The 26584-nt window shown below is 31.5% G+C and carries 24 protein-coding genes and 1 riboswitch; of the genes, 13 read left to right on the top strand and 11 right to left on the bottom strand.

Annotated features, from left to right (window positions below; genetic code table 11):
• Positions 1 to 5 precede the first annotated feature (5 nt).
• Both Q0891_RS08660 and Q0891_RS08655 read right to left on the bottom strand, forming a co-directional pair.
• Entirely contained in the window at positions 6 to 497 is a 492-nt protein-coding gene (locus tag Q0891_RS08660; RefSeq protein WP_299100785.1) for a hypothetical protein, read from the bottom strand.
• A complete protein-coding gene (locus Q0891_RS08655; RefSeq protein WP_299100784.1) occupies positions 484 to 993 on the bottom strand; it encodes an RNA polymerase sigma factor in 510 nt (169 codons plus the stop codon). The genes Q0891_RS08660 and Q0891_RS08655 overlap by 14 nt, the downstream gene beginning before the upstream one ends.
• 172 nt (positions 994 to 1165) lie before the next feature.
• Here Q0891_RS08655 and Q0891_RS08650 point away from each other — a divergent pair, with 172 nt between their 5' ends.
• Positions 1166 to 2593: a S41 family peptidase gene (locus Q0891_RS08650; protein WP_299100782.1), complete on the top strand. Its 1428-nt coding sequence runs from the start codon at positions 1166 to 1168 to the stop codon at positions 2591 to 2593.
• A 73-nt stretch (positions 2594 to 2666) separates the two neighbouring features.
• On the opposite strand, the gene Q0891_RS08645 is transcribed toward Q0891_RS08650, so the two are convergent.
• Both Q0891_RS08645 and Q0891_RS08640 read right to left on the bottom strand, forming a co-directional pair.
• Positions 2667 to 3728 carry a YncE family protein gene (locus Q0891_RS08645; protein WP_299100780.1) on the bottom strand — a complete coding sequence of 354 codons (1062 nt, stop codon included), beginning with the start codon at positions 3726 to 3728 and terminating at the stop codon, positions 2667 to 2669.
• Between the two features lie 6 nt (positions 3729 to 3734).
• Entirely contained in the window at positions 3735 to 5570 is a 1836-nt protein-coding gene (locus Q0891_RS08640; protein WP_299100778.1) for a TonB-dependent siderophore receptor, read from the bottom strand.
• A 29-nt stretch (positions 5571 to 5599) separates the two neighbouring features.
• Positions 5600 to 5803: riboswitch (cobalamin riboswitch) on the bottom strand.
• Between the two features lie 201 nt (positions 5804 to 6004).
• Between Q0891_RS08640 and Q0891_RS08635 the strand changes: the two genes are divergently transcribed.
• The 7 genes from Q0891_RS08635 (at position 6005) to Q0891_RS08605 (ending at position 12336) form a co-directional block, all read left to right on the top strand.
• Positions 6005 to 7144, top strand: coding sequence for an ABC transporter substrate-binding protein (locus tag Q0891_RS08635; protein WP_299100776.1), 1140 nt, complete (start codon positions 6005 to 6007; stop codon positions 7142 to 7144).
• Between the two features lie 31 nt (positions 7145 to 7175).
• A complete protein-coding gene (locus tag Q0891_RS08630) occupies positions 7176 to 8216 on the top strand; it encodes an iron ABC transporter permease (RefSeq protein ID WP_299100774.1) in 1041 nt (346 codons plus the stop codon).
• Positions 8217 to 8260: 44 nt separating this feature from the next.
• Complete coding sequence (locus Q0891_RS08625; protein WP_299100772.1) at positions 8261 to 8857, top strand: hypothetical protein; 597 nt, start codon at positions 8261 to 8263, stop codon at positions 8855 to 8857.
• Entirely contained in the window at positions 8857 to 9651 is a 795-nt protein-coding gene (locus Q0891_RS08620; RefSeq protein ID WP_299100770.1) for an ABC transporter ATP-binding protein, read from the top strand. The genes Q0891_RS08625 and Q0891_RS08620 overlap by 1 nt, the downstream gene beginning before the upstream one ends.
• Before the next feature lie 127 nt (positions 9652 to 9778).
• On the top strand, positions 9779 to 11170 hold the full coding sequence (gene rmuC, locus Q0891_RS08615) for a DNA recombination protein RmuC (RefSeq protein ID WP_299100768.1): 1392 nt from the start codon (positions 9779 to 9781) through the stop codon (positions 11168 to 11170).
• A gap of 74 nt (positions 11171 to 11244) precedes the next feature.
• On the top strand, positions 11245 to 11592 hold the full coding sequence (locus tag Q0891_RS08610; RefSeq protein WP_299100766.1) for a 6-phosphogluconate dehydrogenase: 348 nt from the start codon (positions 11245 to 11247) through the stop codon (positions 11590 to 11592).
• A gap of 198 nt (positions 11593 to 11790) precedes the next feature.
• Positions 11791 to 12336 carry an acyl-CoA thioesterase gene (locus Q0891_RS08605; RefSeq protein WP_299100764.1) on the top strand — a complete coding sequence of 182 codons (546 nt, stop codon included), beginning with the start codon at positions 11791 to 11793 and terminating at the stop codon, positions 12334 to 12336.
• 96 nt (positions 12337 to 12432) lie between these two features.
• Here Q0891_RS08605 and Q0891_RS08600 read toward each other — a convergent pair whose 3' ends face one another.
• The 3 genes from Q0891_RS08600 to rpmH all read right to left on the bottom strand — a co-directional run bounded on the left by Q0891_RS08600 (position 12433) and on the right by rpmH (position 16016).
• On the bottom strand, positions 12433 to 12792 hold the full coding sequence (locus Q0891_RS08600; RefSeq protein ID WP_299100762.1) for a T9SS type A sorting domain-containing protein: 360 nt from the start codon (positions 12790 to 12792) through the stop codon (positions 12433 to 12435).
• Between the two features lie 77 nt (positions 12793 to 12869).
• Positions 12870 to 15725, bottom strand: coding sequence for a carbamoyl-phosphate synthase large subunit (gene carB / locus Q0891_RS08595; RefSeq protein WP_299100760.1), 2856 nt, complete (start codon positions 15723 to 15725; stop codon positions 12870 to 12872).
• Between the two features lie 129 nt (positions 15726 to 15854).
• Positions 15855 to 16016 carry a 50S ribosomal protein L34 gene (gene rpmH, locus Q0891_RS08590; protein ID WP_115818167.1) on the bottom strand — a complete coding sequence of 54 codons (162 nt, stop codon included), beginning with the start codon at positions 16014 to 16016 and terminating at the stop codon, positions 15855 to 15857.
• 158 nt (positions 16017 to 16174) lie between these two features.
• Here rpmH and Q0891_RS08585 point away from each other — a divergent pair, with 158 nt between their 5' ends.
• The gene (locus Q0891_RS08585; RefSeq protein ID WP_299100758.1) at positions 16175 to 16753 is read left to right on the top strand and encodes a DUF2892 domain-containing protein; all 579 of its coding nucleotides are present in this window, start codon (positions 16175 to 16177) and stop codon (positions 16751 to 16753) included.
• A 102-nt stretch (positions 16754 to 16855) separates the two neighbouring features.
• Here Q0891_RS08585 and cls read toward each other — a convergent pair whose 3' ends face one another.
• Genes cls through Q0891_RS08570 form a run of 3 tightly spaced genes read right to left on the bottom strand, consistent with a single transcriptional unit; the run spans position 16856 to position 19980 of the window.
• Positions 16856 to 18304, bottom strand: coding sequence for a cardiolipin synthase (cls, locus tag Q0891_RS08580; protein WP_299100755.1), 1449 nt, complete (start codon positions 18302 to 18304; stop codon positions 16856 to 16858).
• A 3-nt stretch (positions 18305 to 18307) separates the two neighbouring features.
• A complete protein-coding gene (locus Q0891_RS08575; protein ID WP_299100753.1) occupies positions 18308 to 19261 on the bottom strand; it encodes a lytic transglycosylase domain-containing protein in 954 nt (317 codons plus the stop codon).
• A gap of 56 nt (positions 19262 to 19317) precedes the next feature.
• Entirely contained in the window at positions 19318 to 19980 is a 663-nt protein-coding gene (locus tag Q0891_RS08570) for an alpha/beta hydrolase (protein ID WP_299100751.1), read from the bottom strand.
• Positions 19981 to 20142: 162 nt separating this feature from the next.
• On the opposite strand from Q0891_RS08570, the gene Q0891_RS08565 reads away from it, so the two are divergent.
• Complete coding sequence (locus tag Q0891_RS08565; RefSeq protein WP_299100749.1) at positions 20143 to 20439, top strand: N-acetyltransferase; 297 nt, start codon at positions 20143 to 20145, stop codon at positions 20437 to 20439.
• 84 nt (positions 20440 to 20523) lie between these two features.
• On the opposite strand, the gene mtaB is transcribed toward Q0891_RS08565, so the two are convergent.
• Complete coding sequence (gene mtaB / locus Q0891_RS08560; protein WP_299100747.1) at positions 20524 to 21837, bottom strand: tRNA (N(6)-L-threonylcarbamoyladenosine(37)-C(2))-methylthiotransferase MtaB; 1314 nt, start codon at positions 21835 to 21837, stop codon at positions 20524 to 20526.
• Positions 21838 to 21980: 143 nt separating this feature from the next.
• Here mtaB and Q0891_RS08555 point away from each other — a divergent pair, with 143 nt between their 5' ends.
• From Q0891_RS08555 to Q0891_RS08545, 3 genes are all read left to right on the top strand, one after another.
• A complete protein-coding gene (locus Q0891_RS08555; RefSeq protein ID WP_299100745.1) occupies positions 21981 to 23132 on the top strand; it encodes an ATP-binding cassette domain-containing protein in 1152 nt (383 codons plus the stop codon).
• Positions 23133 to 23148: 16 nt separating this feature from the next.
• Positions 23149 to 24948 (top strand): hypothetical protein, encoded by a 1800-nt coding sequence (locus Q0891_RS08550; protein ID WP_299100743.1) that lies wholly within the window; start codon positions 23149 to 23151, stop codon positions 24946 to 24948.
• 68 nt (positions 24949 to 25016) lie between these two features.
• Positions 25017 to 26582 (top strand): ABC transporter substrate-binding protein, encoded by a 1566-nt coding sequence (locus Q0891_RS08545; RefSeq protein ID WP_299101211.1) that lies wholly within the window; start codon positions 25017 to 25019, stop codon positions 26580 to 26582.
• Positions 26583 to 26584: the final 2 nt, after the last annotated feature.

Raw genomic sequence — 26584 nt, 5'->3', positions numbered from 1 at the left:
AAAATTTAATTCTTTAATAATTTGTTTGTTGTATTACTATACACCGAAATATAATGGGCTTTTTCTAGACCTCTGTTTAAGTTGTCTCCTGCCATATCGAGTGCATTCATTCCTTGCAAACCTTGATTTAAATTATTAGAAATTAAGGCGAGCGCTTGCTTTGTCTCTAAGTATAATTTCTGCTCTTCTGGTGTATATTCCGAAAGCGTTTTTGGTCCACTATTCCAATTAGGAATAAATATTCCAAGCATTAAAACAGCCACAGCTGCGACAGAAATCCATTTATACAATTGTGTTTTATTAGACTTTAATGGAACGTCTTTAGTGTACTGCTCTTTTTTCGCATTAGAAAAGTATTGAAACATTGGCTTGTAATGTTCTAAATGAGGTGCTACATCATCGCTTAAAAAATAGGCTTTTAATTGCGCCTCTTCTTTAAGTGTAGTCTCAGCATTGTTATACTTTTCTACTAATTTTTCTATATTATTTAATACCATATTGATGTGTATTAGTTAATTTTTCTCTTATTATTTTTCGTGCTCTAGATAAATTCACTCGTATTGCAGTTTCATTCATGTCTAGCATTTTAGCTATTTCTGCAAAATCGTATTCTTCAATATCTCTTAGTTGCACTATTATTTTTTGTTGCTCTGGTAGGTCTTCCATTATTTTTGAAACCCAATCCACACTATCTTTTGCTTCTACTTGCTTCTGTAATGATGTGTTACCATCTGTATAATTACTATGAACAATTTTTAAATTTTGTGCTTGCTTAGATTTTAATCGATCCAAACAAAAATTCTTGGTCATAGTCATAGAAAACGCTTCCACATTTTTATAGTCTTCAATCTTTTTATTATTCTTCCATAATTTCAACAGTATTTCTTGTGTTGCATCTTCTGCTTCTTCACGAGATATTAGTAATCGTTTCGCTAAACGAAAAACTTTATCCTTAAAGGGCATCACGATTTTTACAAAATCTGCCTGTTTCATTATTTTTTTGATTGGTTGATGATTGCAATTTTACTCGCTTTCAATATTACGACGAACCACTTTATCTTTTGTTACAAAGATTTTATGTTTTTTATAATATTGTGAGTAAATTTAGAGTTTTACACATAGACATAGATGTAAAAAATTGCTATTTGAAAAAAGAAAAAGAATTATGAAGAAAATTAAAATCTTATTACTTGTATTTATCACGACAATTAGTATCACGTCTTGTTATGACGACTTAGATGATGATATCATCGTTTCTACTTCTGTAGAAATTAGTGATTTTGTCTGGAAAGCAATGAATGCCGTTTATTTGTACAAACCTGAAATTCCAGATTTAGCTAACGATAGGTTTGCTACTAATGTAGAATACAACGACTATCTCAACAGTTATAGCTCTCCAGAAGAATTATTTGAATCTTTAAAATATATGCCAAATACTATAGATCGATTTAGTAGAATTTATAGTAATTACAATCAGTTATTAGATCTATTAGGAGGCACTACAATAAGTAATGGTATTGAATACAATTTATATTTTGTACCAGGTAGCGATTCTGAAATATATGGTGCTATCACTCTAGTTTTAAATAATAGTGTAGCTTCTAATTTAGGTTTAGAACGCGGTCAAATATTTAGGACAGTAAATGGAGAAAACCTTAATTCTAGTAATTATACTGACCTCTTATCATCAAATAATTACACCTTAGGTTTTGCTGATTATAATAACAACGGAACCAATGATACTGAAGACGATACGATTACGCTAAATAACGAAAATGTAAGTTTATCTAAAGAAACCTACACTGAAAATCCTGTACATAAGTCTGAAGTTATTCAAGTTAATGGCACTAATATTGGGTACTTAATGTACAATGCATTTAATAGTAATTATAATTCCGCTTTAAACGACGCATTTGGAGAGTTCAGCACAGCTGGTGTTACAGAATTGGTATTAGATTTAAGATATAATGGAGGTGGCTCTGTACAAACAGCAGCATATTTAGGTAGCATGGTTACAGGGCAATTTATGGGCTCTGTCTATTCTAAATTATTTTATAACGACAATTTGAGTAACAACAATGAAGACTATTTATTTACAAATTCTATCTCAGGTGGTGGCTCTATAAATAGTCTTAACCTAACTAAAGTCTATATTTTAACTACCAATAGAAGAACAGCTTCTGCTAGCGAATTGGTTATTAATAGTCTTAGTCCATACATCGATGTTATTGTTATTGGCGAGAATACTGTAGGGAAAACTCAAGCTTCTCAAACCGTTTATGACTCTCCTGGCTTATTTTCAACAGATGGCATCAACCTTGGTCATACATATGCTTTACAACCTTTAATTGCAAATTCTACCAATGTAAATGATGAATTGGTTCCAAATACAGGTTTAATTCCAAATATTGACTTATCAGAGTCACCAACTAATTTCGGGATTCTTGGAGACGTCAACGAGCCGCTTTTAGCTGCAGCCATTCAAAACATAACTTCTGCTGATCGTTCGTCTGGTCAAGCCATTGAAATTAATGAATTTAGACAAGTAAAGCAAATTATAACACCCTTAGAACAAGACATGTATATTGATTAAACACGTTACATATAACTAAAAAAGCCGCATTCTAAATTTAGAATGCGGCTTTTTGTCTTTCTAAAGGGTTATTTTAATTAAAATATACACCTCCAGGAATTATACCTGTGTTAGCAAAGTTTGTAACCTCGTTAGAAGATAAGCTGTATGATAAAAGCATACCATTACTTGTGTAATCTAAAGCATCAACTCCATATAATACATTATCTTTAACTTCCATACCGTAAAAGCTTAAACCAGTAATTTCTGCTGATGTTGGCAATACTGTATCATCTTCATCCATTTTATAAACACTACCAGATAAATAATAGTAAAGTGTTCCGTTTTCTAATGCGAGAAAGCTTGGGTGCTCTGTACCTGCAAAATCAATTGATGTTACAGAATAATCACTACTATCTATTTTAGATAATTTTCCACCAGTTTCACTACCTGTCCAAGATGGTGTTCCACCAGCTAAAACCCATAAATCGCCATCACTATCTAATCTTAAAGAATTTGGTACATCTCCTACTGTTATTGTTGTAGACACCACATCTGTAGCTGCATTTATAACTGAAATAACATTGTTCTGTCCATAACCACCTTGATGTGCAACGTAAACTGTGTTTCCGTTTGCTACTATTTTCTCTGGCCCTTCTTCTACGGCAATAGATTGTGAGCTCATTGTGTTCGTTGTAGCGTCTATAACAGCAACATAATCATCAGTAGCAACACCACCATCTCCCCAATTTGTAACATAACCTTTACCATTTGCAAAAGCAATATGTCTTGGGTTATTTAAACCAGTATCTATGGTTGCTACAGATTCGAAAGTGTAACGGTTTACAATTTCAATAGCATTAGACACGTTTAAAACGATATACGCCAAATCATCATTGAAGGCTATACTTTGAGCTACATCTCCCAAAGCTCTACCATTTACAGCACTAAAAACATTATTTTCAATAATAGATAAATCATCAGAAGTATACGTAATTGAGGCATTTCCTTGTCCAAAATTACCTTCGTTTGAAACAATTATTCCGTTTTCGTAATCGCCTAAAGATTCATTTCCATTATTATCATCGTCACTATTACACGAAGTAAATAATAAGGTTACTGATAAAAAGAGTAAAGTAATTTTTTTTGAAATCATTTTGTTTTAAAATTTAAGTGTTAGTTTAATATTGAAATTTCTGTTTGGCATTGGTCGCAATGCTACGTTTTCGTAATAAGTGTTATAAATGTTATTAACTTTTAAGTCTAGGATATAATTTAATTTTCCGGATTTATTTAGTTCATAAGAACAGCCTATATTTCCAACGTCATAACCATTTAATGAACTACCAATAATATCTACCTCTCCAGTGAACAAGTGTTGGTAATAAGCGGTAAATGATTTAAAATTATATGATAACGCTATATTTGCTTTATGGAGCGGCACATAGTATAAAGGCTGATTTTTCTCTACGTCTTCCGTTTCTGTATAAGAATAGATTGTTACTAAATTAAAGTTATGTGCTTTGATTTTTTTGATATAGCCAAGCTCCACCTCTAAGCCATAATGTTTTGCATTAGCAATATTTACAGGATTCCAATAATTAGTTTCAGTATTTGGTCGCCATTGAATGAGGTCTGAAGTTTCAATGTAAAATGTGTTCAGTTTTAAATGTAACGATTTTAAAATTTCGAGTTGATGACCTAAATCAAATTGAAAAGACTCTTCTGGTTCTAAGTCTAAGTTTCCACCAGGATTCCAATACAAATCATTAAATGTTGGTACTCTAAAGTTTTTAGATGCATTAAACTTTAACATATATGATTCCGCTACTTTATAACTTAAATCTCCAGCAAAAACTAATGGGCTTTTAAAATCTGAAATCACATCTTTTCTAATATTTAGGTTGTACCTAAACCTTGTTGAAAATTGATGATTGAATATTGCCGTAGCTGAAAAAGCACAGCGTTTTGGGTCTACATAACTATTGCCTTCTGCTGTAATAGAACTGTAATCTGTAATAACACTCAAGGCCATTTGTTTAGATAGATTAAGTTTATAATGATGCTTAATGAGCCATGTCTCTGCTTGACCTTCAGAATAATTGTTTAAATCTTTGTTTTCAAAATATTTAAATTTTTCTAATAAATGAACCGTTTTTAAACTGGACGTAAAATTGTCACTAACATGAGCCCATTCTAACATACTACGATAATCTTCAGTTTCATATTTACTATTAGAAGGTGCTAATAAGGTTGAAGAAAATGCTCTATCACTTCTAAAATTCTGATGGTATACTTTTAAAACATCCTTTTGAGATAAAACATAACCCAAATTGAAATTAAGATCTAAATTGTTAAAAGCACCATTTTCATTTTTCTCATCTGTACCCAGAATACGATAATCATTTTCGGTATTAATATAAGAAACACCAGCACTACCAGACCATTTGTTATTACCAAAAGATAAATTATAACTAGCATTCTCTGTTTCATAACTTCCGTAACCCAATTGTAACCTATGATTTATATGCTTTGTAAAATCAGAATCATTAGAGAGATGTACACTTCCTCCAATAGCTCCACTTCCATATTGCACACTTCCTCCTCCACTTCTTATACTTATTGAATTGTAATTAGCTGAAGAAATGGTATTAAAATCTACTTGTCCAAGCAATGGAGAGTTAATATTAATACCATTCCAAATCACAGCAGTTTGTGATGCATTGGTTCCTCTAAAAGAAGCCGAAGAAACCATACCATAGCCATTCTCTTTGAAATAGATGTTAGAATTAAAACGTAATACATCAGTTAAGGAATTTCCGTTTTTTCTAAGAATAGAATCGTTTAAGACAGTAAGTTTATAGCCTTGGTTATAACGCTTCAGTTTAACATCACTTAACACAACTTCATCCAAGCGCTGAATAGAATCAGTGGACGTTTGTGCCTTAGCAACGCTATAAAAACATAGCAATAATAAACAGAGTACTATACGTATCATACCGCAATCACTTTTATCCCGAAAGTTTTACTTTTTGTTAAAAAAATGGCAGGTCTCCTGACTTACGTCTTGTTATTTTGCCTTCCCATTCTTAATTGAACAGTGACTAGAAGTTTAATAACAAGCATCACCGACGTGACTAAGCTTACAGTTGCGGGAACAGTTCTGGTATCTCACCAGATTCCCTTTTAATCCATTCAATTAAGAATGAAACCAATTTTCAATGCAAAAGTAGTCTATTAATACAAAGTGACTCTAATAAAATGTTACTTTTTCTTATTCATTTTGTAGATAAGATAAATGAATCCGATTAAAAAATGTGCTATGATTATTCCTGCAACGATATATAGTGTTAAATTTGAATCGCCTCTCATGGTAGAATTTTTATCAAAATTAATGAGAACTCAAATAACAAAACGTTACAATTGTTACCAATGAAATATATTAAAATTTTAATTATACTATTATTTGTAAGTTCATGTAAAAATGAACCAAAGCAAGACAATTCTCCAACAATTGAAACACAAAAATTAGAACTAAAATATGCTAAAGGTTTTTCTGTAACATACTTTGACTCCTATAAGGTACTTGAAATCTTAGAGCCATGGCCTAATTCTGAGAAGACCTATTCTTACGCAATTGCAAATAACAAGTCTTCAAATACTATTAAACCTAAAGATTTCGATGCTATTATCAACACCGAAATAAACAAAATCGTAGTAACATCTACAACGCACATTCCGGCTTTAGAATTATTAGGAGTAGAACAGAATTTGGTTGGTTTTCCAGGTACAAATTATATATCTTCAAAAAAAACAAGAGCTTTAATCGATGCCAAAAAAGTTAGAGAATTAGGAAAAAATGAAGGTATTAACACTGAGGTTTTGTTAGAACTCAATCCTGATTTGGTCATTGGATTTGGTGTAGATGGCGTCAATAAAACCTTTGAAGTGATCAAAAAGGCAGGAATTCCGGTAATATACAATGGCGATTGGGCAGAAAGTTCCGCATTAGCAAAAGCGGAATGGATTAAACTTTTTGGCACCTTATTTAATAAAGAAAAAGAAGCAGATTCTATATTCAACAACATTGAAAAAGAATACAATTCAGCTAAAGAGATTGCAAAAAACGCTCAGCATCAACCTACGATTTTGAGTGGTGCTTTAGAAAAAGATGTTTGGTATTTACCAAATGGTTCCAGTCCTGAAGCTCAATTCTTAAAAGATGCTAACGTTAATTATTTATGGAGTGAAACGACTGGTAATGGAAGTTTGGCACTTAGTTTTGAAACTGTTTTAGACAAAGCCCAAGATGCAGAGATATGGCTGAGCCCTTCCTATTATAAAAGTTTTGATCAGTTAGAAAAAGCAAATGCTCTTTATAATAATTTTGAAGCCTTTAAAAATAAAAACATTTATACATTCTCAAATAAAACAGGAACAACAGGTGGTGTTCTATATTATGAATTAGGTACTGCAAGACCAGATTTGGTTTTAAAAGATTTAATAAAAATTACACATCCTGAATTACTAACTTATTACCAACCGTATTTTTTTGAAAGACTAATTCAATAAGGTAGTTTTAAATTACTGTTGGATAAAAAACATGAGTGCTCTAATATCAATGAAATCTAACTATACATATTCTTTTATTATTTTAATTGCACTATTGCTTTTGTGCTTTGTGGCTAATATTAGTTTAGGTTCTATTAGTATTCCATTTTCTGAAGTTGTTAAAGGCCTTTTTAGCTCGTCTGACAATGCTACGTGGGAAATTATAATTACCAAAGTTAGATTACCCAAAGCCATTAATGCTGTCATGGTTGGTTCTGGTTTAGGTATTTCAGGTTTACTAATGCAAACGCTATTTAGAAACCCATTGGCTGGACCATTTGTTTTAGGTATTAGCTCTGGCGCCAGTCTTGGTGTGGCTATTGTTATTTTAGGTTCTGGACTCTTTGGTGGTCTTTTTGCGACTCTTCTAATTTCAAAATGGAGTATTGTAATCGCTGCTAGTTTAGGTAGTTTTTTAGTGCTTTTGTCAGTATTAGCAGTTTCTAGTAAGATTAGAGATACAATGGCAATTCTTATTATTGGTTTAATGTTTGGTAGCATCACAGCTGCAGTTGTGAGTGTGCTTTCTTACTTTAGTTCGGCTGAGCAATTACAACAATATATATTTTGGGGATTTGGTAGTTTAGGCAATTTATCCTGGGAAGAATTGCTCATTTTCTTCGGAATTTACGCTTTAGGAATTACCCTCAGTATTGCGTCGGCTAAAAGCCTGAATGCCTTGCTATTAGGAGACAACTACGCAAAAAGCCTTGGATTATCTTTGAAAACTAGCAGATTCGTTATTATATTCGCCACAAGTTTAATTGCAGGAACTGTTACCGCATTTGCTGGCCCTATAGCATTTATTGGATTGGCAATTCCGCATTTAACTCGGCAAATATTTAAAACCTCAAATCATAAAATATTATTGCCTGCTGTGTTTTTATTTGGTGCTATAGTAATGCTAATTTGTGATAGTATTGCTCAAGTTCCTGCTAGTGACTATACCTTACCTATCAATGCGATTACTGCGTTAGTAGGAGCACCAGTAGTAATTTGGTTACTTGTAAAACAGCGGAAAATGATGTTTTAAACTATTAAAACATGAAAACAAAAACTCCCCTAAGTTTTTGTAAGATGAACACTGTTAAACCCTTACTAATAGCATGTGCAATTACATTATTAATTGGATGCAAATCTTACAAAACCACTACCGAACTCCAAACGACCTTTGCAAAAGAAGAATTAAAAGATCTTGAAACCATACGATCCTTTTTCGTTAAAGACATCATGGGATTAAAAGATGATAATTTTCACTTTCAATTTAGAAATAAAGTTCAAAAATTAGAATCTACAGGATTTTCTAGCGTAGAGCCAAAAAAAATTGAAAACCTATTTAAATCGGTTTCAGAATCTACAATTGATGAAATTTGGGAAACCAAAACACATTCCAAATCAAATAGAAACAATACAGAATACAAATACCTTGTCCCAAAAGAAGGTGGCAAATACATTGAGTTTTTAGCTAAAAACACAAAACATAATCTAAGGATAAAAGATTACTATAACAAAGTTGTGAAGTCTGGAAATTTTAGTCATTTTTCAATTCTTAGCTATATGGAAGACAATAAGCTAGATTTTGATTTAGCTAATACTAATATTCAGATTGTGTTGGCAATTCACTATATTACACTCTGTCACGACAATAATATTACAAGTAATTTAATGAATTAGTGCCAAAATCAAATAGCAATACCATTTTACAAGTGCAACAACTTTCCATTGGTTATAAAACCAAAAAAGTGGAGACCGTTATTGCTAGCGCTATAAATTTCGAATTACAACAAGGGCATCTCATAGGTTTAGTTGGTGCCAATGGCATTGGTAAATCCACCCTTTTAAGAACACTAATTGGTGTGCAACCAACTCTATCTGGTACAGTAGAACTCAATCAACAACTCTTAGAAACTACGTCGCCTGTAGAACTAGCTAAGCAATTAAGTATTGTATTAACAGAACCATTAATATCTAAAAACCTTTCCGTTTTTGAGTTGGTTTCATTAGGAAGACATCCTTATACAAATTGGATTGGTAATTTATCTGATAACGACCTCTCAATAATTAATAATGCTTTACAACTTGTAAACATTATGGACTTAAAAAACAGAAGGTGCTATGAGCTAAGTGATGGACAACTACAAAAAGTAATGATTGCAAGAGCTTTAGCTCAAGATACCGCAATTATTATCTTAGATGAACCCACTACTCATCTCGATATGTATCATAAAGCATATATATTAAAACTGCTTCAAAAATTAACTAAAGAAACGGGTAAAACTATCCTATTTTCTTCTCATGAAATTGATTTGGCCATACAACTATGCGACACCATGATTGTGATGCAACAAGACCATGTTGTTTGTGAGCAACCTTGTAATTTAATTAAAAACGGCGTTTTTGAAACCCTTTTCCCAAAAGATTTAATCGCGTTTGATAACAATACAGGAAGTTTTAAAGTTACGCAATAGGCTTAAATTTTAATGCACATATTAACTAATAGAATCTTTAAGAATTCTAGTTAAGTCATTTCATTTTCAAAATTCAACTTCAATGTCCACTTTATCGATTATCTTTGAACAATATCTTTTTTAAAACATGAACGACACCATCATTCTTATCATTTCTATTTTTGTTTCAGCCGCAATTGGCGCTTTTATAGGTCTAAAATTCGCACAATTAAAAGGCAAAAGTGATAGAAGTACATTAGAAGAACGTAATACTAATTTGCAAAAACAATTTGAAGATTTCAAACAATTCTCAGAATCTGAAAATCTAAAGCAAGACCAATATTTCAACCAAACGCTTAATGAATTAAAAGAATCGATTTCTAAAATTGAAACAGAACGCGAAAACATAAGGAAAGAAAAAGATTTTTTAAATACAGAATTATCGAGACGTAATACCGAATTCGAAAATCTACAAGAACAAAACCTTAAACGAGATGCCGAATTAGAACAACAACAAATTCAACTTCGAAAAGATTTTGAATTAATGGCTTCAAAAATCCTTGAAGAAAAATCAGAAAAATTTACGCTTCAGAATAAAGAAAACATAAAAAACATTTTAAACCCACTTGAAGAAAAAATAAAAACCTTTGAGAAAAAAGTAGATGATACACAAAAGGAAAGTATAAGTATGCATTCTGCTTTAAAGGAGCAATTATTAGGCTTAAAAGATCTTAATCAGCAGATGACAAAAGAAGCGACCAACCTTACAAGAGCCCTAAAAGGTGATAGTAAAATGCAAGGTAATTGGGGCGAATTAGTTCTGGAACGTGTTTTAGAAAAATCGGGCTTAGAAAAAGATAGAGAGTATTTCGTGCAGCAAAGTTTTACTCTAGAAAATGGTTCTCGAGTTTTACCAGATGTCGTTTTAAACTTACCTGGTAATAAAAAAATGATTATAGATTCTAAGGTATCTTTAACTGATTACGAACGTTTGGTTAATGCAGATGATGATAATGATAAATCAACTTTTCTTAAAGCACATGTCAATTCAATTAAGAGACATGTTGACCAACTTTCTGATAAAAACTATCAAGATTTATACGATATAGAATCGCCAGATTTTGTACTTCTATTTATACCCATAGAACCCGCTTTTGCCATAGTTGTTAATGAGGATAACACCATTTACAATAAAGCATTTGAAAAAAATATTGTTATTGTTACACCTTCTACCCTTTTAGCTACGCTACGTACTATTGATAGTATGTGGAATAATGAAAAACAACAACAAAACGCTATTGAAATTGCAAGACAAGCTGGTGCTCTTTATGATAAATTTGAAGGTTTAGTAAAAGATTTAACAGGTGTTGGAAAAAAGATTGATGCTGCAAAATCAGACTATTCATCTGCAATGAACAAGTTAGTTGACGGTAGAGGCAATTTAATCACTAGCGTTGAAAAACTCAAAAAAATGGGTGCCAAAGCGAAAAAGGCGCTTCCAGAAGCCATTTTAAAACGAGCCGAAGAAGAAGATAATTAGTAGAATAGGATTTAAAACTTTAGTTTTAAAATAAATAAAAGCGAAAGCTTAGTACTATAGAAAAATATAATATCATGAAATTTTTAATCAAATCAATTATTGTCCTTTTAATATTAGCGGCTGGCATATTCTGTTTCATGTATTTTGTACATTACAGTGAAGGTATAAGAGCAGGGAAATTGGTTAAATTCAGTAACAAAGGTGTTATATTTAAAACTTGGGAAGGCGAAATAAGCCAAGGTGTTTCCGATGCGCAAACATTTACCTTCTCTGTTGAAGATGGCGAAGAAAAGGCGATTGAAGACCTTAATAGATTACAGGGTAAATTTGTAAAGCTTTATTATTTTGAGCGTTACAAGACGATGTTTTGGCTAGGTGATACTAAGTATTTTATTACTAAAGTTGAAGAAGAAAACGAATAACGTTCCTCTACTTCATTAAGTGGTTTAAAATTCTCAATGGTAATTTTTATAATTCCGATAGCAATAATTATTAAAATCACTTTATAATTTAGAATATATTAGAACTTACTAAAAATAGAAGAGAGATTAAGTTTACGAAAAATAAATAACTAATTTAGGCAATCATAGGCTCATCAGGCCAATACTAAAGTAAGACTCATGTATAAATACGCAAAGGACTCTCAGGTTACGATCACTCAGCTAATGTTACCATCACATTCTAATTTTAGTGGTAAAATACATGGTGGTCATATTTTAAATCTAATGGATCAAATTGCTTTTGCATGTGCCTCAAAACACTCAAGAAATTACTGCGTTACGGCATCTGTAAATAAGGTTGACTTTTTAAATCCTATTGAAGTAGGCGAATTAGTCACCTTAAAAGCCTCTGTTAATTATACGGGAAATACATCAATGGTCATTGGGCTGCGTGTTGAATCTGAGAACGTACAAACAGGTATCGTTAAGCATTGCAATTCTTCATATTTTACAATGGTTGCTAAAGGCGAAGACGGAAAAAATGCTAAAGTTCCTGGTTTAATTTTAGACTCAAAACAAGGTGTAAGGCGTTTTGCAAGAAGTATTGCTAGACAAGAACAATCAAGAAATAGATCATCTCGTTTTAATTCTTCAGATTTTAAATTAGAAGATCATATTGAATTAATTAAAAGTCAAAATGCTATGATTGAATTATTTGAATCTTAGTTTTTTACGCTTTTTAATCTTAAAAAAAATCAAAAAAAAAGTTGTTCCACCTAAATTTAACTAGGATTGAAACAACTTTTCTATTTTAAATTATTTTTATTGCTTTACAAACCGTTTTGTTTGGGTTTGTTTATCTCCAGTGATTTTAACCAAATACATTCCTGTTTTCCAGTTAGTAACATCAATTGAAGATTCTAATCGCGTAATTGTACTTTTATGAATTCGCTTACCTAAAACATCATATACTTCTAACAGTAAGTTTTCAGAATATTTTGGCAATTTAATATTTAACCTATTTTTTGATGGATTAGGCGAAATTTTAAAACTACCGTCTTGAAAATGATAATTTTTATTCACAGTAGATTCCATAGCAAAATCATTTTGGAACACATGCGCATCAGCACATACACTAGCAAACATAACTACAGCAATACAACTAAGTAATATTTTTTTCATCTAATCGGAATAATCTCTTGTACTAAGTTAGTAAATATTAATTGATATACTTAGTATACACGCGAAAATTGTGCCAACTACTTACTTAAATACATTTTTCTTCTTGAATAAAGATCGTAAAATTGATCATCCTTTAAACTATCAATAAATAAAATACTTTCTCCTGTACTTTTCATCTCTGGTCCTAATTTCTTATTCACATTAGGGAATTTATTGAATGAGAAAACGGGTTGTTTAATCGCGTAACCATCTAATTGAGGATTAAAATCAAAATCAGTAACTTTTTTCTCTCTTAACATTACTTTAGTCGCATAATTAACATATGGTTCTTTGTAGGCTTTAGCAATAAAAGGTACGGTTCTCGATGCTCTTGGGTTAGCTTCAATGATATAAACAACTTCATCTTTAATGGCAAACTGAATATTAATTAATCCAATTGTATTCAATGCCCTTGCAATAGTATGCGTATGATCTTTTATTTGTTGCATCACTAATTCACCTAAATTAAAAGGTGGTAGCGTTGCATTACTATCACCAGAGTGAATACCACAAGGCTCAATATGCTCCATGATACCAATGATATAGACATTACCTTCTGCATCACATATAGCATCAGCTTCTGCCTCAATAGCACCATCTAAATAGTGGTCTAATAGTAATTTGTTACCAGGAATAGATTTTAATAAATCAATAACATGAGATTCTAGTTCTTGTTTGTTAATCACAATTTTCATTCCTTGTCCACCCAATACATAAGATGGTCTCACTAAAATAGGAAAGTCTAAAACATCTGCTATCGCTAAAGCTTCATCTGCAGATTCTGCAACATCAAACTCTGGATAAGGAATATTATGTTCTTTTAATATGTTTGAAAAACTACCTCTATCTTCAGCTAAATCTAAAGCCTTAAAGCTAGTTCCCATAATTTTAACACCCCATTTTTCTAACTTCTCAGCAAGTTTTAAAGCGGTTTGTCCACCTAATTGAACAATAACACCCTCTGGTTTTTCATGTTGAATAATATCATAGATATGTTCCCAGAATACAGGTTCAAAATATAATTTATCTGCAATATCAAAATCTGTAGAAACCGTTTCAGGATTACAGTTAATCATAATGGTTTCATAACCACATTCTGCAGCAGCTAAAACACCATGTACACAACAGTAATCAAATTCTATACCTTGTCCAATTCTGTTTGGACCAGAGCCTAAAACAATGATTTTCTTTTTATCTGAAACTATACTTTCGTTATGCACGTAAACTTCGCCAGATGGTGTTTCAACCTCACTTTCGAAAGTTGAGTAATAATACGGAGTTTGAGCCTTAAATTCGCCAGCACACGTATCTACTAATTTAAAAACACGATTAATATTCAGTTCCATTCGTTTATTACGAACCTCACTTTCTAAACAACCTAGCATATGTGCTATTTGTCTATCTCCATAACCTTTTTGCTTCGCTTCTAATAACAACTCACGGTCTAATGAATCTATGGTATTTGTAGAAATCTCTTTTTGAAGTTGAAATAATTCTTCATATTGCCTTAAGAACCACATGTCAATTTTTGTGATTTCGAAAATACGGCTCAATGGAATACCTATTTCTATAGCATCATAAATAGCAAAAACACGATCCCAACTCGCATATTTCAATTTATTTATAATAGTATCATAATCTTTATAACCTTTTCCGTCTGCACCTAATCCATTTCTTTTAATTTCTAAAGATTGTGTTGCTTTGTGAAGGGCTTCTTGAAACGAACGACCAATAGCCATTACCTCTCCAACAGCTTTCATTTGTAAACCTAATGTTCTGTCTGAACCTTCAAATTTATCAAAATTCCAACGTGGTATTTTAACAATTACGTAGTCTAATGTCGGTTCAAATAAAGCCGATGTTGATTTTGTAATTTGATTATTTAACTCGTCCAAAGTATAACCTAACGCCAATTTTGCTGCAACTTTTGCAATTGGATAACCTGTAGCTTTACTTGCCAATGCAGACGAACGTGATACACGTGGATTAATTTCAATTGCAATAATTTCTTCCTCCTCATCTGGACTAACCGCAAACTGAACATTACAACCACCTGCAAAGTCTCCAATACTACGCATCATATGGATAGCCATATCTCGCATTTTTTGTTGCGTTTTATCAGACAATGTCATTGCTGGTGCCACAGTAATTGAATCACCTGTATGGATTCCCATAGGATCCATATTTTCAATAGTACATATAATCACAACATTGTCATTACTATCACGTAGTAACTCAAGCTCATACTCTTTCCAGCCCAAAAGAGCTTTATCTATCATTACTTCATGAATAGGGGAAATTTCTAGACCTCTTGTTAAGTTTTCGTCAAATTCTTTTTCATCATAAACAATAGAAGCTCCTGCTCCACCTAGCGTAAATGATGCTCTAATACAAAGTGGAAAACCAAACTCTTGTGCTATTTCTTTTCCTTTTAAAAAAGAGGTTGCTGTTGCCTGAGGTGCCATGCCAACACCAATTTTTAACATTAATTCTCTAAACTTTTCTCTATCTTCAGTAATATTTATAGCATCAATATCTACACCAATAATTTCCACACCAAAATCTTCCCAAATTCCTTTTTCATCTGCTTCAATACATAAATTTAAAGCAGTTTGACCACCCATTGTAGGTAATACAGCATCGATTTGAGGATGATCTTTTAAAATTTGAATTAAGGACTTAGTCGTCAATGGCAACAAATAAACATGATCTGCCATTGTAGGATCTGTCATGATTGTTGCAGGATTAGAATTAATTAAAATGGTTTCAATTCCATCTTCTCTCAAAGATCTTAATGCCTGAGAACCAGAGTAATCAAACTCACAGGCTTGACCTATTACTATAGGTCCTGATCCGATTAATAAAATTGATTTTAAGCTATTATTTTTTGGCATGAGAATAGGTATTATATTTTATACGATTTCTTTTTAATTATTTAGCTGTGCAAAAATAGTTAACAAATAGATACAAAAAAAGGCGTTACACCTAAGTAACGCCTTTAATATATTAACAATTGTTAATCATTATTTTTTATGTCTTGATTCAGTTGAAACAGACAATTTTTTTCTTCCTTTAGCTCTTCTACGTGCTAAAACTTTTCTTCCGTTAACAGAAGCCATTCTTTCTCTGAAACCATGTTTGTTTCTTCTCTTTCTTTTTGACGGTTGAAATGTTCTTTTCGGCATGACTTATATATTTAAAAACTAATTTTTCTTTAATTGATTGAGGGCTACCTCAAAACTGCGTGCAAATATACAACAAGTTTTTACTTTAGCAAGTGTGAAAATAAAAATTTTTATATAGATTTTTATTACCTTTGCGCTCCGCAAAAATACTCAGAAATATGTTTAATAAAAATATAAAGTTAGTTATTGCCGCTTTAATCATTGGCTTTGGCATCTATCAATTCACTGAAGGTTACATTGGTAATGGTATAATGTATATATTACTTTCTACCATTTTTATATTCTTATACTTTAAAAACGAATTAATTTTATTAGCTTTTTTAAAGTTAAGAAAGCAAGATTTTCCTGGAGCAAAGAAATGGTTAGACAAAATAAAAAATCCTGAAGGCGCTTTAGTAAAGAAGCAACAAGGGTATTTAAACTACCTAAATGGCATCATGGTTTCTCAAACTAATATGAATGAGGCTGAAGGCTATTTTAAAAAAGCAATTAACTTAGGTTTATCTATGGATCATGATTTAGCTATGGCGAAACTTAATTTAGCCGGAATCGCTTTTTCTAAACGTAGAAAACCTGAAGCGATGAAATTATTAGCTGAAGCTGAAAAATTAGATAAAAGAGATATGTTAGCTGATCAAATAAAAATGATGAAGCAACAAATGAAAAAGACTGTAATTCCAAAACAACAATATGGTCAACCAACTTCTGCAAGACAAAATCGTAGAAGTAGACGTTAATATTCTTATTAGTTTATTAAAATAAAAAAGGCTTAAACATTTATTTGTTTAAGCCTTTTTTAATGACACTTATTGTAATAGCAGATTATACATTTATAGAACTTATAATAATGGAGCCATTAATCTAGCTGTGGCTTCAATAAGTTTTGTTCGTTTAGAGCGTTCTACCCAAGTTTCTAGTTCTAGTTTTTCACAATCCTTTAAATCGTCTGTAAAAAAATCAGTAAGTTGTTTTCCTAATGATTTATTATAAATTAAGGCATTGACTTCAAAATTAATATTGAAACTTCTGTAATCCATGTTTGTGGTACCAACTGTGCTAAACACACCATCTACAACCATAGTTTTAGCATGTATAAAACCTTTGGTATATTGATAAACCTCTACTCCTGCTTCAAGTAGTAACTGTAAATATGAATTTGTAGCATATTCTGCAATCCAAGAATCTGAAGTTTTAGGTACAATAATCTTTACCGTAATATTACTTCGTGCTGCTACTTGAAGCGCTGTTACTATTTCTCCATTTGGTATAAAATAAGGTGTTGTTATATAGATGTGATCTTCCGCTGTAGTGATAGCCACAAAAATGGCTTCCATAATGTTAGACCAATCAGTATCTGGTCCGCTTGCCGCAATTTGCAAAGGCACATTTTCTTTACAGCCATGCTCTGGAAAATAAGCACTAGATATTTCGGTTGATCCTTTACTAACAAAATCCCAAGCAGTAAAAAATAATATCTGCAACTGTTTTACAGCTTCACCAACAACACGAATATGTGTATCCCTCCAATAACGATTATTGTTAGCATTCACATAATTATCTGAAATATTAACACCACCAACATAGCCTATTTTACCATCAATAACAATGATTTTTCTATGGTCGCGATAATTCATGTGCCCTGTAAATTTTGTAAACAATACTGGCATGAAAGAATACATTTCTACATTGCAGTCTTTTAACTTACGCTTCATAGAAGAAGTAATAGAACTCCCAACGTCATCAATTACAATTCTAATCTCTAAACCTTCTTTGGCTTTTTTACACAACAGATTTAGTACTTCTGTTCCTATTTTATCATCTTTAATTACAAAATATTCAAGATGAATGTGATGCTTTGCTTCTTTAATGTCAGTAAAAAGGATTTTGAATTTATCATCTCCATTTTTTATAAGCTTAACTTCGTTATTAATCGTTAGCTTAGATTTTTCATTATTATATAATAGCGGAATTAACTTTGACTTTTGATCTAATAAATCATCAACTTCATTGATCTGTTTAGTATCTAACTCTAACTGTTGTTGAATCTTTTTAATCGTTGACTGATTTAAAACCCGTTTTCTATCAAAAATTTTAGTTTTACGGTATTCTTGCCCAAAGAGGTAATACATTATTAAACCCAAAAACGGAAAAGCCAACAAGCCAATAATATAGCTTAATGACTTTGTTGGGTTTATTTTTTTTAATAGAATAGTCACTACTGCTGATAAAGCAATAGTATAATTTAATGCAATTAAAATTTGCCAGATATGGTTTCTAACAAACTCCAAAAATTAAGGTTTAGCAGAATAATAACCTTCCTTAGGTATTTCTATTAAATAAGGTTTACGCGACTTATTATTTAAATGAGCTTCTCTTAACCAAGGATTATGAAGTTTTAAAATTTTATAGTTGATACCAAAACGTTTTGCAAATTTCGCAAAATCAGTCACTGCTGTATCTACTTCTACTTTGTACGTTGGCACTTCTTTATATAAATGTGATTTATTAAAGTTGAATCCATATTTATCTGGATGAGAAAGAATTTCTTTCAACGCAACAATTCTAAAAACATAACGACCTGTTTCTTCTCCTAAAAGCAAATCATAATAACCAGTAACGTCTTGTGCTTTCAATCGTTTAGATACACCGTAATTTCCTGCATTGTATGCAGCAGCAGCTTTAGTCCATGATCCTAATTTTTGCTTGGCTTTCTTTAAATAATCGCAAGCCACCTCTGTTGCTTTTTCAAGGTTATATCGTTCGTCAACATTATCATTAACCTCTAAACCATTCTCTCTTCCTGTTGCTTTCATAATTTGCCAAACACCACTTGCACCAGCAGGAGACTTTGCCGTTTGAATTAATCCACTCTCAATAACAGCCAAATATTTAAAATCGTCTGGTACACCATTTTTTTCAAGAATTGGCTCTATAATTGGGAAGTATTTCTGAGCACGTTTAAACATTAAAAGTCCATTAGATTGCCAATACGTGTTGACTAACAATTCACGATCCATGCGTTCGTAAATATCAGGATCTTCTACAGGTACAGGTTCACCAGCAAAATTTAAATTTTCTGGCATTTCTAAGGCGTATACGTTATAATTATTTATAATAGGATCTTCTTTTCCCAATTGATAATCTGAAGGTGCTTTGTCGTCTGGCGACTTTTGCATCGCGAAAATAAATAAGCCAGATATGCTTATGATTCCTACTAAGGCTAAACTATTTTTTATGAATTTCATAACTTTTCTTTTTTTCTAATTTATAAATGTAATCAATCTATGAGCAAGATTCAAATTCACGGATTGATTAGTTTTGGTAAATTTTCGTTAAACCATTTATACTTATTGATAATCATAATATGCGAACCACCTTCAATAATTATGCAATTTCCAACACATGAATGTGGAAAAACGTTATCCTTACTACCATGAATATAAATTGCATTGGCATGAGCTTCTTCTTGATCCCAACAAACCACTTGTTTAATGGCCCAATCGAGATATGTTTTATCATTAACAGACAAATACTTTTTATATAAATCTACGCGCTTCTTTATGGTTTCACCAAAGGCATATTTAGCTAACAAATCTATATTACTAACTATTTGAGTAGGCAATATATTATAGGCTTTAGTTATTTTAAGTAATTTTAATCGTTTTGGCAACTCGTGATGCGATTTTACACTCGATACAACGAACAGTTTTTTTAAGCTAATATACTTACTCATTTCTTGCACCAAGATACCACCAAAAGATACGCCAAGTAAAACAACATTGTCATGTACTATAAATTTACACATACGAATTGCATATGCCTTAAGCGTCTCATTTTTATCAGGAATTTGCCATTCTAACCAGTGCATCTCAAATTGGTCTTTTGGCAATTGAATATTTTCAAAAATTGATGGATTTGCTGCCATACCAGGCATTAAATACACGTGAGTTATTTTAGAATCCATAGGTCTTAAAACAGTTTAAATGGGACGTCTTAATTCTTTACAATTTAAGGTTTTAACATCAACAACCTAATAAATTGCTTGATTTTTTGTACCTTTGCAACGCAAAACTATATATTTTTATAGTATCTACACGCCAACCGCTGAATTTAATAAATAAAAATTATGACAGAAACTGCTGAATTGATTGACAATGATTTTCTGCGTCAATTTGAATTAAACGTTGAAAACGAAATGGCAATTATCGAATATTCCTTACAAGAACGTAAGATATTCTTAACAAAAATGATAATTCCAGATGCTATAAGAACAGACGAGTTTGAACTCGATTTTATTGATTTAGTATTTTCTAACATTAAAGAAAGAAACATCAGCGTAGTACCAACAAGTCCTGAAATTGCAAAATTTGTAAGAAGAAACCGAAAATATAAGCGAATGTTACCAGTAGGAATTCGCATATAATTTGAAAAAATTAAATAATTCTAAAAAAATCCGAAGCTTTATAAGTTTCGGATTTTTTTTATCAACTACTTAAGTGTTTAAGATTTATACAAAATTAAATCTTACTAATCCATCTTCATCGATTTCTGTTAAATCTACTTTATGCAATGTATTAACAAGCTCAGGATTCCAAGGTGTTTTTACTTTTACATAATTTTCCGTGAATCCGTGGATGTAACCTTCTTTGTTTTCGCCTTCAAACAACACAGTTCTTTCAGAGTTTAATTGGTTTTCATAGAATGCTCTTCGCTTTTTAGCAGATAAACCACGTAGCATTTTACTACGTTTAGCTCTTACGTTTTTATAAACAACACCTTCCATTTCGGCAGCTTCCGTATTATCTCTTTCAGAGTATGTAAATACATGAAGATAAGATATATCTAGTTCACTTAAAAAATTATATGTTTCTAAAAACAACTCATCCGTTTCTCCAGGAAAACCAACAATGACATCTACACCAATGCATGCATGTGGCATTACTTCTTTTATTTTAGAAACACGATCTACATATAATTCTTTCATGTAACGACGTTTCATTTTTTTCAAAATAGCATTACTTCCACTTTGTAATGGTACATGAAAATGAGGAACAAAGGCTCTCGATTTTGAAACCAAATCTATAGTTTCGTTTTTTAATAAATTAGGTTCAATTGAAGAAATTCTTAAGCGCTCAATACCTTTTACTTTATCGAGTTCTGTTACTAAATCTAAAAAGGTGTGTTCGTGTTTTTTATTACCAAATTCGCCTTTTCCATAATCTCCAATATTAACACCTGTTAATACAATCTCCTTAATGCCTTGCTCAGAAATTTCTGCAGCATTTTTTAAAACATTAGTCATGGTATCACTACGAGAAATTCCTCTTGCTAACGGAATAGTGCAATACGTACATTTATAATCACAGCCATCTTGGACTTTTAGAAATGCTCGAGTTCTATCACCAATAGAATAACTGCCAACATAGAAATCTGCATCTTCAATTTCGCAAGAATGTACTTCTCCAAAATCATTTTTAGATAAATCGTTAAGATAATCTGTAATCTTAAATTTTTCAGTTGCGCCTAATACCAAATCTACGCCATTCACATCTGCTAACTCTTCTGGCTTTAGTTGCGCATAGCAACCGATAGCTGCCACAAAAGCTTCAGGATTATTTTTCTGTGCTTGCTTTACAATAGATTTAAAGCGTTTATCGGCATTTTCTGTGACAGAACAAGTATTAATTACATAAATATCTGCTTTGTCTTTAAAGTCTACACGGTTAAATCCTTCTTCTGTAAAACCTCTAGCAATAGTAGAAGTTTCAGAAAAATTAAGCTTACAGCCTAGCGTGTAAAATGCGACTTTTTTTTGTTCCATGTTTTATTATTTCAAACTTGGTGCAGCGTTTTTAATAAATTATATTTACTCGTTGCAAAATTTAAGTGTGCAAATTTACGCAATTGTTAGTGGTCTTGCAATCTATTAGACACCGCTAACGTTAAAATATTAAACCAGAATATATGTCTAAAGCTGAAGACCGAATTAAGGAGGTTATTTCTTTCTACAATAATAATGATACCGTTCTTGGCTATCGTAAATTGATGGATTGTGTTATTGATACGCAAGACTTAAATTTATACAAAGAAGTCATAGAACTGACCGATTGGAAAGAAAAACATCCAGAGCAAGATGATGAGTTTATTAAAAAATCTTTAGCCATTTTAGACCAAGTTTCTAAAATACCAATTACAGCATACAACACTAATAATCCTGTAGTTGTGGGCAAGTCTTTATCTAAAAGCTATGGTGTAAACCGCTTTAAATTAGGACCAATCTCTGTTAATATCAGAAAAGGCCAAGTTTATGGATTAGTGGGAGAAAATGGTAACGGAAAAACCACTTTACTGCGAATATTAGCCAAAGAATTAAAGTTTAATTCCGGAAGTTTAGATTTTAATTTTGATACTTCTTATAATTCAAATTATGATTTACGCACTAACCTAGTGTACATTCCACAGCGCACGCAAAAATGGTATGGTAGCTTAAAAGACAATCTAAAATTTGTTTTATCTAACTACGGAATTTCGCCCGAAGAAAATGAAACTAGAGTTTTAATGATGATTGCTCGTTTTGGGTTATGGAATTACAAACATTTAAAATGGAGCGAACTTTCTTCTGGTTACAAAATGCGCTTTGAACTAGCAAGAACCTTACTAAGACAACCAGAATTACTTTTGTTAGACGAACCTTTAGCTAATTTAGATGTTTTAGCACAGCAAGTGATCTTAGAAGATTTAAAATCTATGTGTAATTCTCTAAATAATCCTATTGCATTGATTCTTAGTTCTCAACAATTATATGAAGTTGAAAAGATTTCAGACAAAGTCATATATCTGAAAGATGGAAAATATAAAGACAACACAACTGATAATTCTGATGAAGATCACCAACTCATTGTTGAAATTGATTGTACAGCAGAACGCGATACTTTGTTGACTGTCTTCACGGATTTAAATATCAGTAAGTTAATTTATAATGGTGGTATTTACGTCGCTTATTTTGAGAACACTACTAATTTTTCATCAGTACTTGAAGCCTTAGGAAAGCATAAAATAGAAGTAACATACACAAGAAATATAACAGCTTCTACAAGACGCTTTTTTGTATCCTAACATTTAGAATTTACACATGAAGAAACTTATATATAATATCAATCAATATTTATTAGAACGATATCCTACCATTTGGAATACACGTTTAGTCTGGATGCTCTTAAGTGCATTATTACTGCACCTGTTATTTTTTGTTTTCGGATTTTTTACGTTAACAAATCCTGAAATACTGCATGATTATAACATAAAAGATATCTTTTTTAAAAATGGCACTGTTTATTTTACAATTATGGTTTCCGTGCTACTATTGGTAGTCTGGCTTATTTATATGTTTAAAAACAATGGATTTAAGAATTTTTATCCTACTTCTAATTTAAAATTATTTGGGCAATTCCTTAGCTATATTGTCATTATATATAGTTGTAGCACCTTCTTTTTATCATACAATTATGGTGTAAAATCTTATATCGCTTTTAAATATCCAGATGTACAAGTTTCAAAAGAAATAGAGATCGCTAACGATATGGCAATGTTCTTTTCAGAAAACGTAAGCGATTATACTATTGATAGACGTAATTATCCAAAGTTATTTTATGATTTGTATTGTGAAACTACAGAAGAATTTATTGACCATAGTTTATCATATGAAGAATTTGCTGGAGAAAAATATCAATTCTACTCTATTAAAACTAAAGAAATCCCTACTAAAGATCAACATAGGTATATCTCTAACGAATATAGCGAAGATACAACCTTACTCTCTCCTGTATATACAAAAGAGCTCGATAGTACCATTATATTGTACTTAAAAGATACTGTGGTTAATATTAAACCATTTATAAAAACCATTAAACCAAGTTTTTATAACGCTTCAACATCATTTTACATTTCTCGTAATGACACTCTATTTAACACTTTAGAGGCTAACCAATATAATAAAATATCGCACTCTGTAAATTTAGATTATAATCGTTACGATAACGAAAAAACATCTATCAGACAATTTTATAGAAACAAACGCAACGCAGAGCTTTTAGACCGAAGTAACAAAAAAGAAATCAATACTTTAATTGATGACTTTTTAAAAATTTCGGACGCCTATAAAATACCTCACAACTTAACAGCTAAAAAATGGACAGACTTAGTTTATCAACCAAATAATTTTGAAGTTAAACATTTTATAAGAACTGGACCAAAAGACAATTTTACATTTGATAGTGAAGGTTATACCTATGAGCGCACCAAGTTTGAACAATTTTATGTAGATAGAGTTACTAATCATTTTTATTCTAACGCATCCTTAAAAAATGTTTTTGATAATATAGAAGATATTAAGGCTTCTACTCCTTTTGCAGATAGCATACACTTTTTCATGTGGTTTGCCTTCTTCTTCACAAGCATTATTTTGATGTTTAGAACTACAGGTATAAAACCCTTGTTATTTGCAGTAATTACTGTTGGAGTCATAGGTATGGCAGTTGCATTATTAGGTACAACATTATCATATCTAATAGTGCCAAATGATGATATTACATCCTATGTAATTTTATATTTTTTATTGATACTAGCTACATTGATACTTTTAATACCAATCACTTTTTCAGATCGATTCCATAAACTAATCATTGGTATTTGTGTCAATATTTCTATTATTGGTTTTCCGCTGTACTTACTTTTAATAACTGGTATTATTTCAACACATCAAGAAGATGCCTGCAGAGCACGTGAAGATTATTACACATCAGGTTACCAATGTCATACCATTTTCGATTGGCTTGAAGTAAATTGGAGCTTCTTTTATTTTGTAGCAGCAATAGTGTTTTTATTATTTTATGCTAGAATTATTAAAAAATGGAAAGCACTTCCTGAAGGATAATTATGACTCAAAAAACCAACGTTTATAAGGCCAACTGTTTCAAAGTCATTTGTTTTTCAATTGTATGGATGTTAGTTTCTTGTAACAATTCATCTAACTCAAACAAAGACAGCCTAGTTTTTAGATATAATGAACATAAAAATATTGGTTCTTTAGATCCTGCTTTTTCAAAGGATTTAGCAGATATTTGGGCGACACATCAGTTATTTAATGGCTTAGTTCAAATGGACAATAAGCTTAATGTAATACCAGCTATCGCTAAACATTGGGCAATCACTGACAGTGCTAAGACTTATACATTTACACTTCGAAATGATGTGTTTTTTCACAAGCATAAATTGTTTAACCAAGATTCTACTAGGACCGTTAATGCTCAAGATTTTGAATATAGCTTTAATAGGCTTCGTGATAAATCTATTGCTTCACCTGGAAGTTGGGTTTTAAGTAAAGTAGAAAACTTCACGGCTGTAAATGATTCTACCTTTCAAATTAATTTAAAGCAACCTTTCCCAGCATTCTTGGGACTTTTAACCATGAAATATTGCTCTGTGGTTCCTAAAGAAATTGTATCACATTATGGTACCGATTTTAGATCTCATCCTATAGGCACAGGTCCTTTTAAATTTAAACGTTGGGAGGAAAATTTAAAATTGGTTTTTAGAAAAAATAATAACTATTTTGAAACGGACTCTCTCGGTCAAAACTTGCCATATTTAGAAGCTATTGCTATTACCTTTTTACCAGATAAGCAAAGTGAATTTCTTCAGTTTGCTCAAGGAAATATAGATTTTGTTTCTGGTTTAGATGGTTCTTATAAAGATGAAGTTTTAACTGCAGACGGGCAACTTAGGCCAAAATATGCCAACGATGTAAAAATGATTAGAGGTCCTTATCTCAATACAGAGTACTTAGCTTTCTTTATGGAAACCGAGGTCAACACCATTCAATCCTTAAAACTGAGAAAAGCAATTAATGTAGGGTTTGATCGGGATAAAATGATGACCTATTTAAGAAATGGAATAGGAATACCTGCCAATGGTGGATTTATCCCAAAGGGATTACCTGGTTTTGATGCTTCTGTTGGTTATACATACCAACCAGAATTAGCAAAGCAACTAGTATCAGAATTTATAAACGAAACAGGAATAAAGAACCCGGAAATAACGTTAACTACTACGAGTAATTACCTCAGTTTTTGCGAATTTATTCAGCGAGAATTACAAAAAACAGGTTTACTTGTAAATGTGGATGTAATACCACCATCAAGTTTAAAAGATGCAAAAGCGAATGGACAAGTCGATTTTTTTAGAGCCAGTTGGATTGCAGATTATCCTGATGCTGAAAATTACCTGAGTTTATATTACAGTAAAAATTTTGCTCCTAATGGACCAAACTACACTCATTTTAAAAATGAGGAATTTGACAAAATGTATGAAGCTTCTTATCTCGAAACAAATCCTGATGTGAGAGCAAAATTATATACTAAAATGGACTCCTTAATTATGGACTCTGCACCTATAGTACCTTTATTCTATGACGAAGTGGTAAGGTTTTCAAGAAAAAACATAAAAGATTTAGGCATAAACCCAACCAACTTGTTAGAATTAAAATCTGTTAGAAAAACAAAAGACTAAAT

This window comes from uncultured Winogradskyella sp. (genome assembly GCF_947498005.1).
GTDB lineage: Bacteria > Bacteroidota > Bacteroidia > Flavobacteriales > Flavobacteriaceae > Winogradskyella.
This window is presented reverse-complemented; position numbering and strand designations above follow the sequence as displayed.

Coding starts and splice junctions, on each gene's coding strand:
- Q0891_RS08660 (WP_299100785.1), bottom strand. CDS start 497: ATGGTATTAAATAATATAGAAAAATTAGTAGAAAAGTATAACAATGCT.
- Q0891_RS08655 (WP_299100784.1), bottom strand. CDS start 993: ATGAAACAGGCAGATTTTGTAAAAATCGTGATGCCCTTTAAGGATAAA.
- Q0891_RS08650 (WP_299100782.1), top strand. CDS start 1,166: ATGAAGAAAATTAAAATCTTATTACTTGTATTTATCACGACAATTAGT.
- Q0891_RS08645 (WP_299100780.1), bottom strand. CDS start 3,728: ATGATTTCAAAAAAAATTACTTTACTCTTTTTATCAGTAACCTTATTA.
- Q0891_RS08640 (WP_299100778.1), bottom strand. CDS start 5,570: ATGATACGTATAGTACTCTGTTTATTATTGCTATGTTTTTATAGCGTT.
- Q0891_RS08635 (WP_299100776.1), top strand. CDS start 6,005: ATGAAATATATTAAAATTTTAATTATACTATTATTTGTAAGTTCATGT.
- Q0891_RS08630 (WP_299100774.1), top strand. CDS start 7,176: ATGAGTGCTCTAATATCAATGAAATCTAACTATACATATTCTTTTATT.
- Q0891_RS08625 (WP_299100772.1), top strand. CDS start 8,261: ATGAACACTGTTAAACCCTTACTAATAGCATGTGCAATTACATTATTA.
- rmuC (WP_299100768.1), top strand. CDS start 9,779: ATGAACGACACCATCATTCTTATCATTTCTATTTTTGTTTCAGCCGCA.
- Q0891_RS08610 (WP_299100766.1), top strand. CDS start 11,245: ATGAAATTTTTAATCAAATCAATTATTGTCCTTTTAATATTAGCGGCT.
- Q0891_RS08605 (WP_299100764.1), top strand. CDS start 11,791: ATGTATAAATACGCAAAGGACTCTCAGGTTACGATCACTCAGCTAATG.
- Q0891_RS08600 (WP_299100762.1), bottom strand. CDS start 12,792: ATGAAAAAAATATTACTTAGTTGTATTGCTGTAGTTATGTTTGCTAGT.
- carB (WP_299100760.1), bottom strand. CDS start 15,725: ATGCCAAAAAATAATAGCTTAAAATCAATTTTATTAATCGGATCAGGA.
- rpmH (WP_115818167.1), bottom strand. CDS start 16,016: ATGCCGAAAAGAACATTTCAACCGTCAAAAAGAAAGAGAAGAAACAAA.
- Q0891_RS08585 (WP_299100758.1), top strand. CDS start 16,175: ATGTTTAATAAAAATATAAAGTTAGTTATTGCCGCTTTAATCATTGGC.
- Q0891_RS08575 (WP_299100753.1), bottom strand. CDS start 19,261: ATGAAATTCATAAAAAATAGTTTAGCCTTAGTAGGAATCATAAGCATA.
- Q0891_RS08570 (WP_299100751.1), bottom strand. CDS start 19,980: ATGGATTCTAAAATAACTCACGTGTATTTAATGCCTGGTATGGCAGCA.
- Q0891_RS08565 (WP_299100749.1), top strand. CDS start 20,143: ATGACAGAAACTGCTGAATTGATTGACAATGATTTTCTGCGTCAATTT.
- mtaB (WP_299100747.1), bottom strand. CDS start 21,837: ATGGAACAAAAAAAAGTCGCATTTTACACGCTAGGCTGTAAGCTTAAT.
- Q0891_RS08555 (WP_299100745.1), top strand. CDS start 21,981: ATGTCTAAAGCTGAAGACCGAATTAAGGAGGTTATTTCTTTCTACAAT.
- Q0891_RS08550 (WP_299100743.1), top strand. CDS start 23,149: ATGAAGAAACTTATATATAATATCAATCAATATTTATTAGAACGATAT.
- Q0891_RS08545 (WP_299101211.1), top strand. CDS start 25,017: ATGTTAGTTTCTTGTAACAATTCATCTAACTCAAACAAAGACAGCCTA.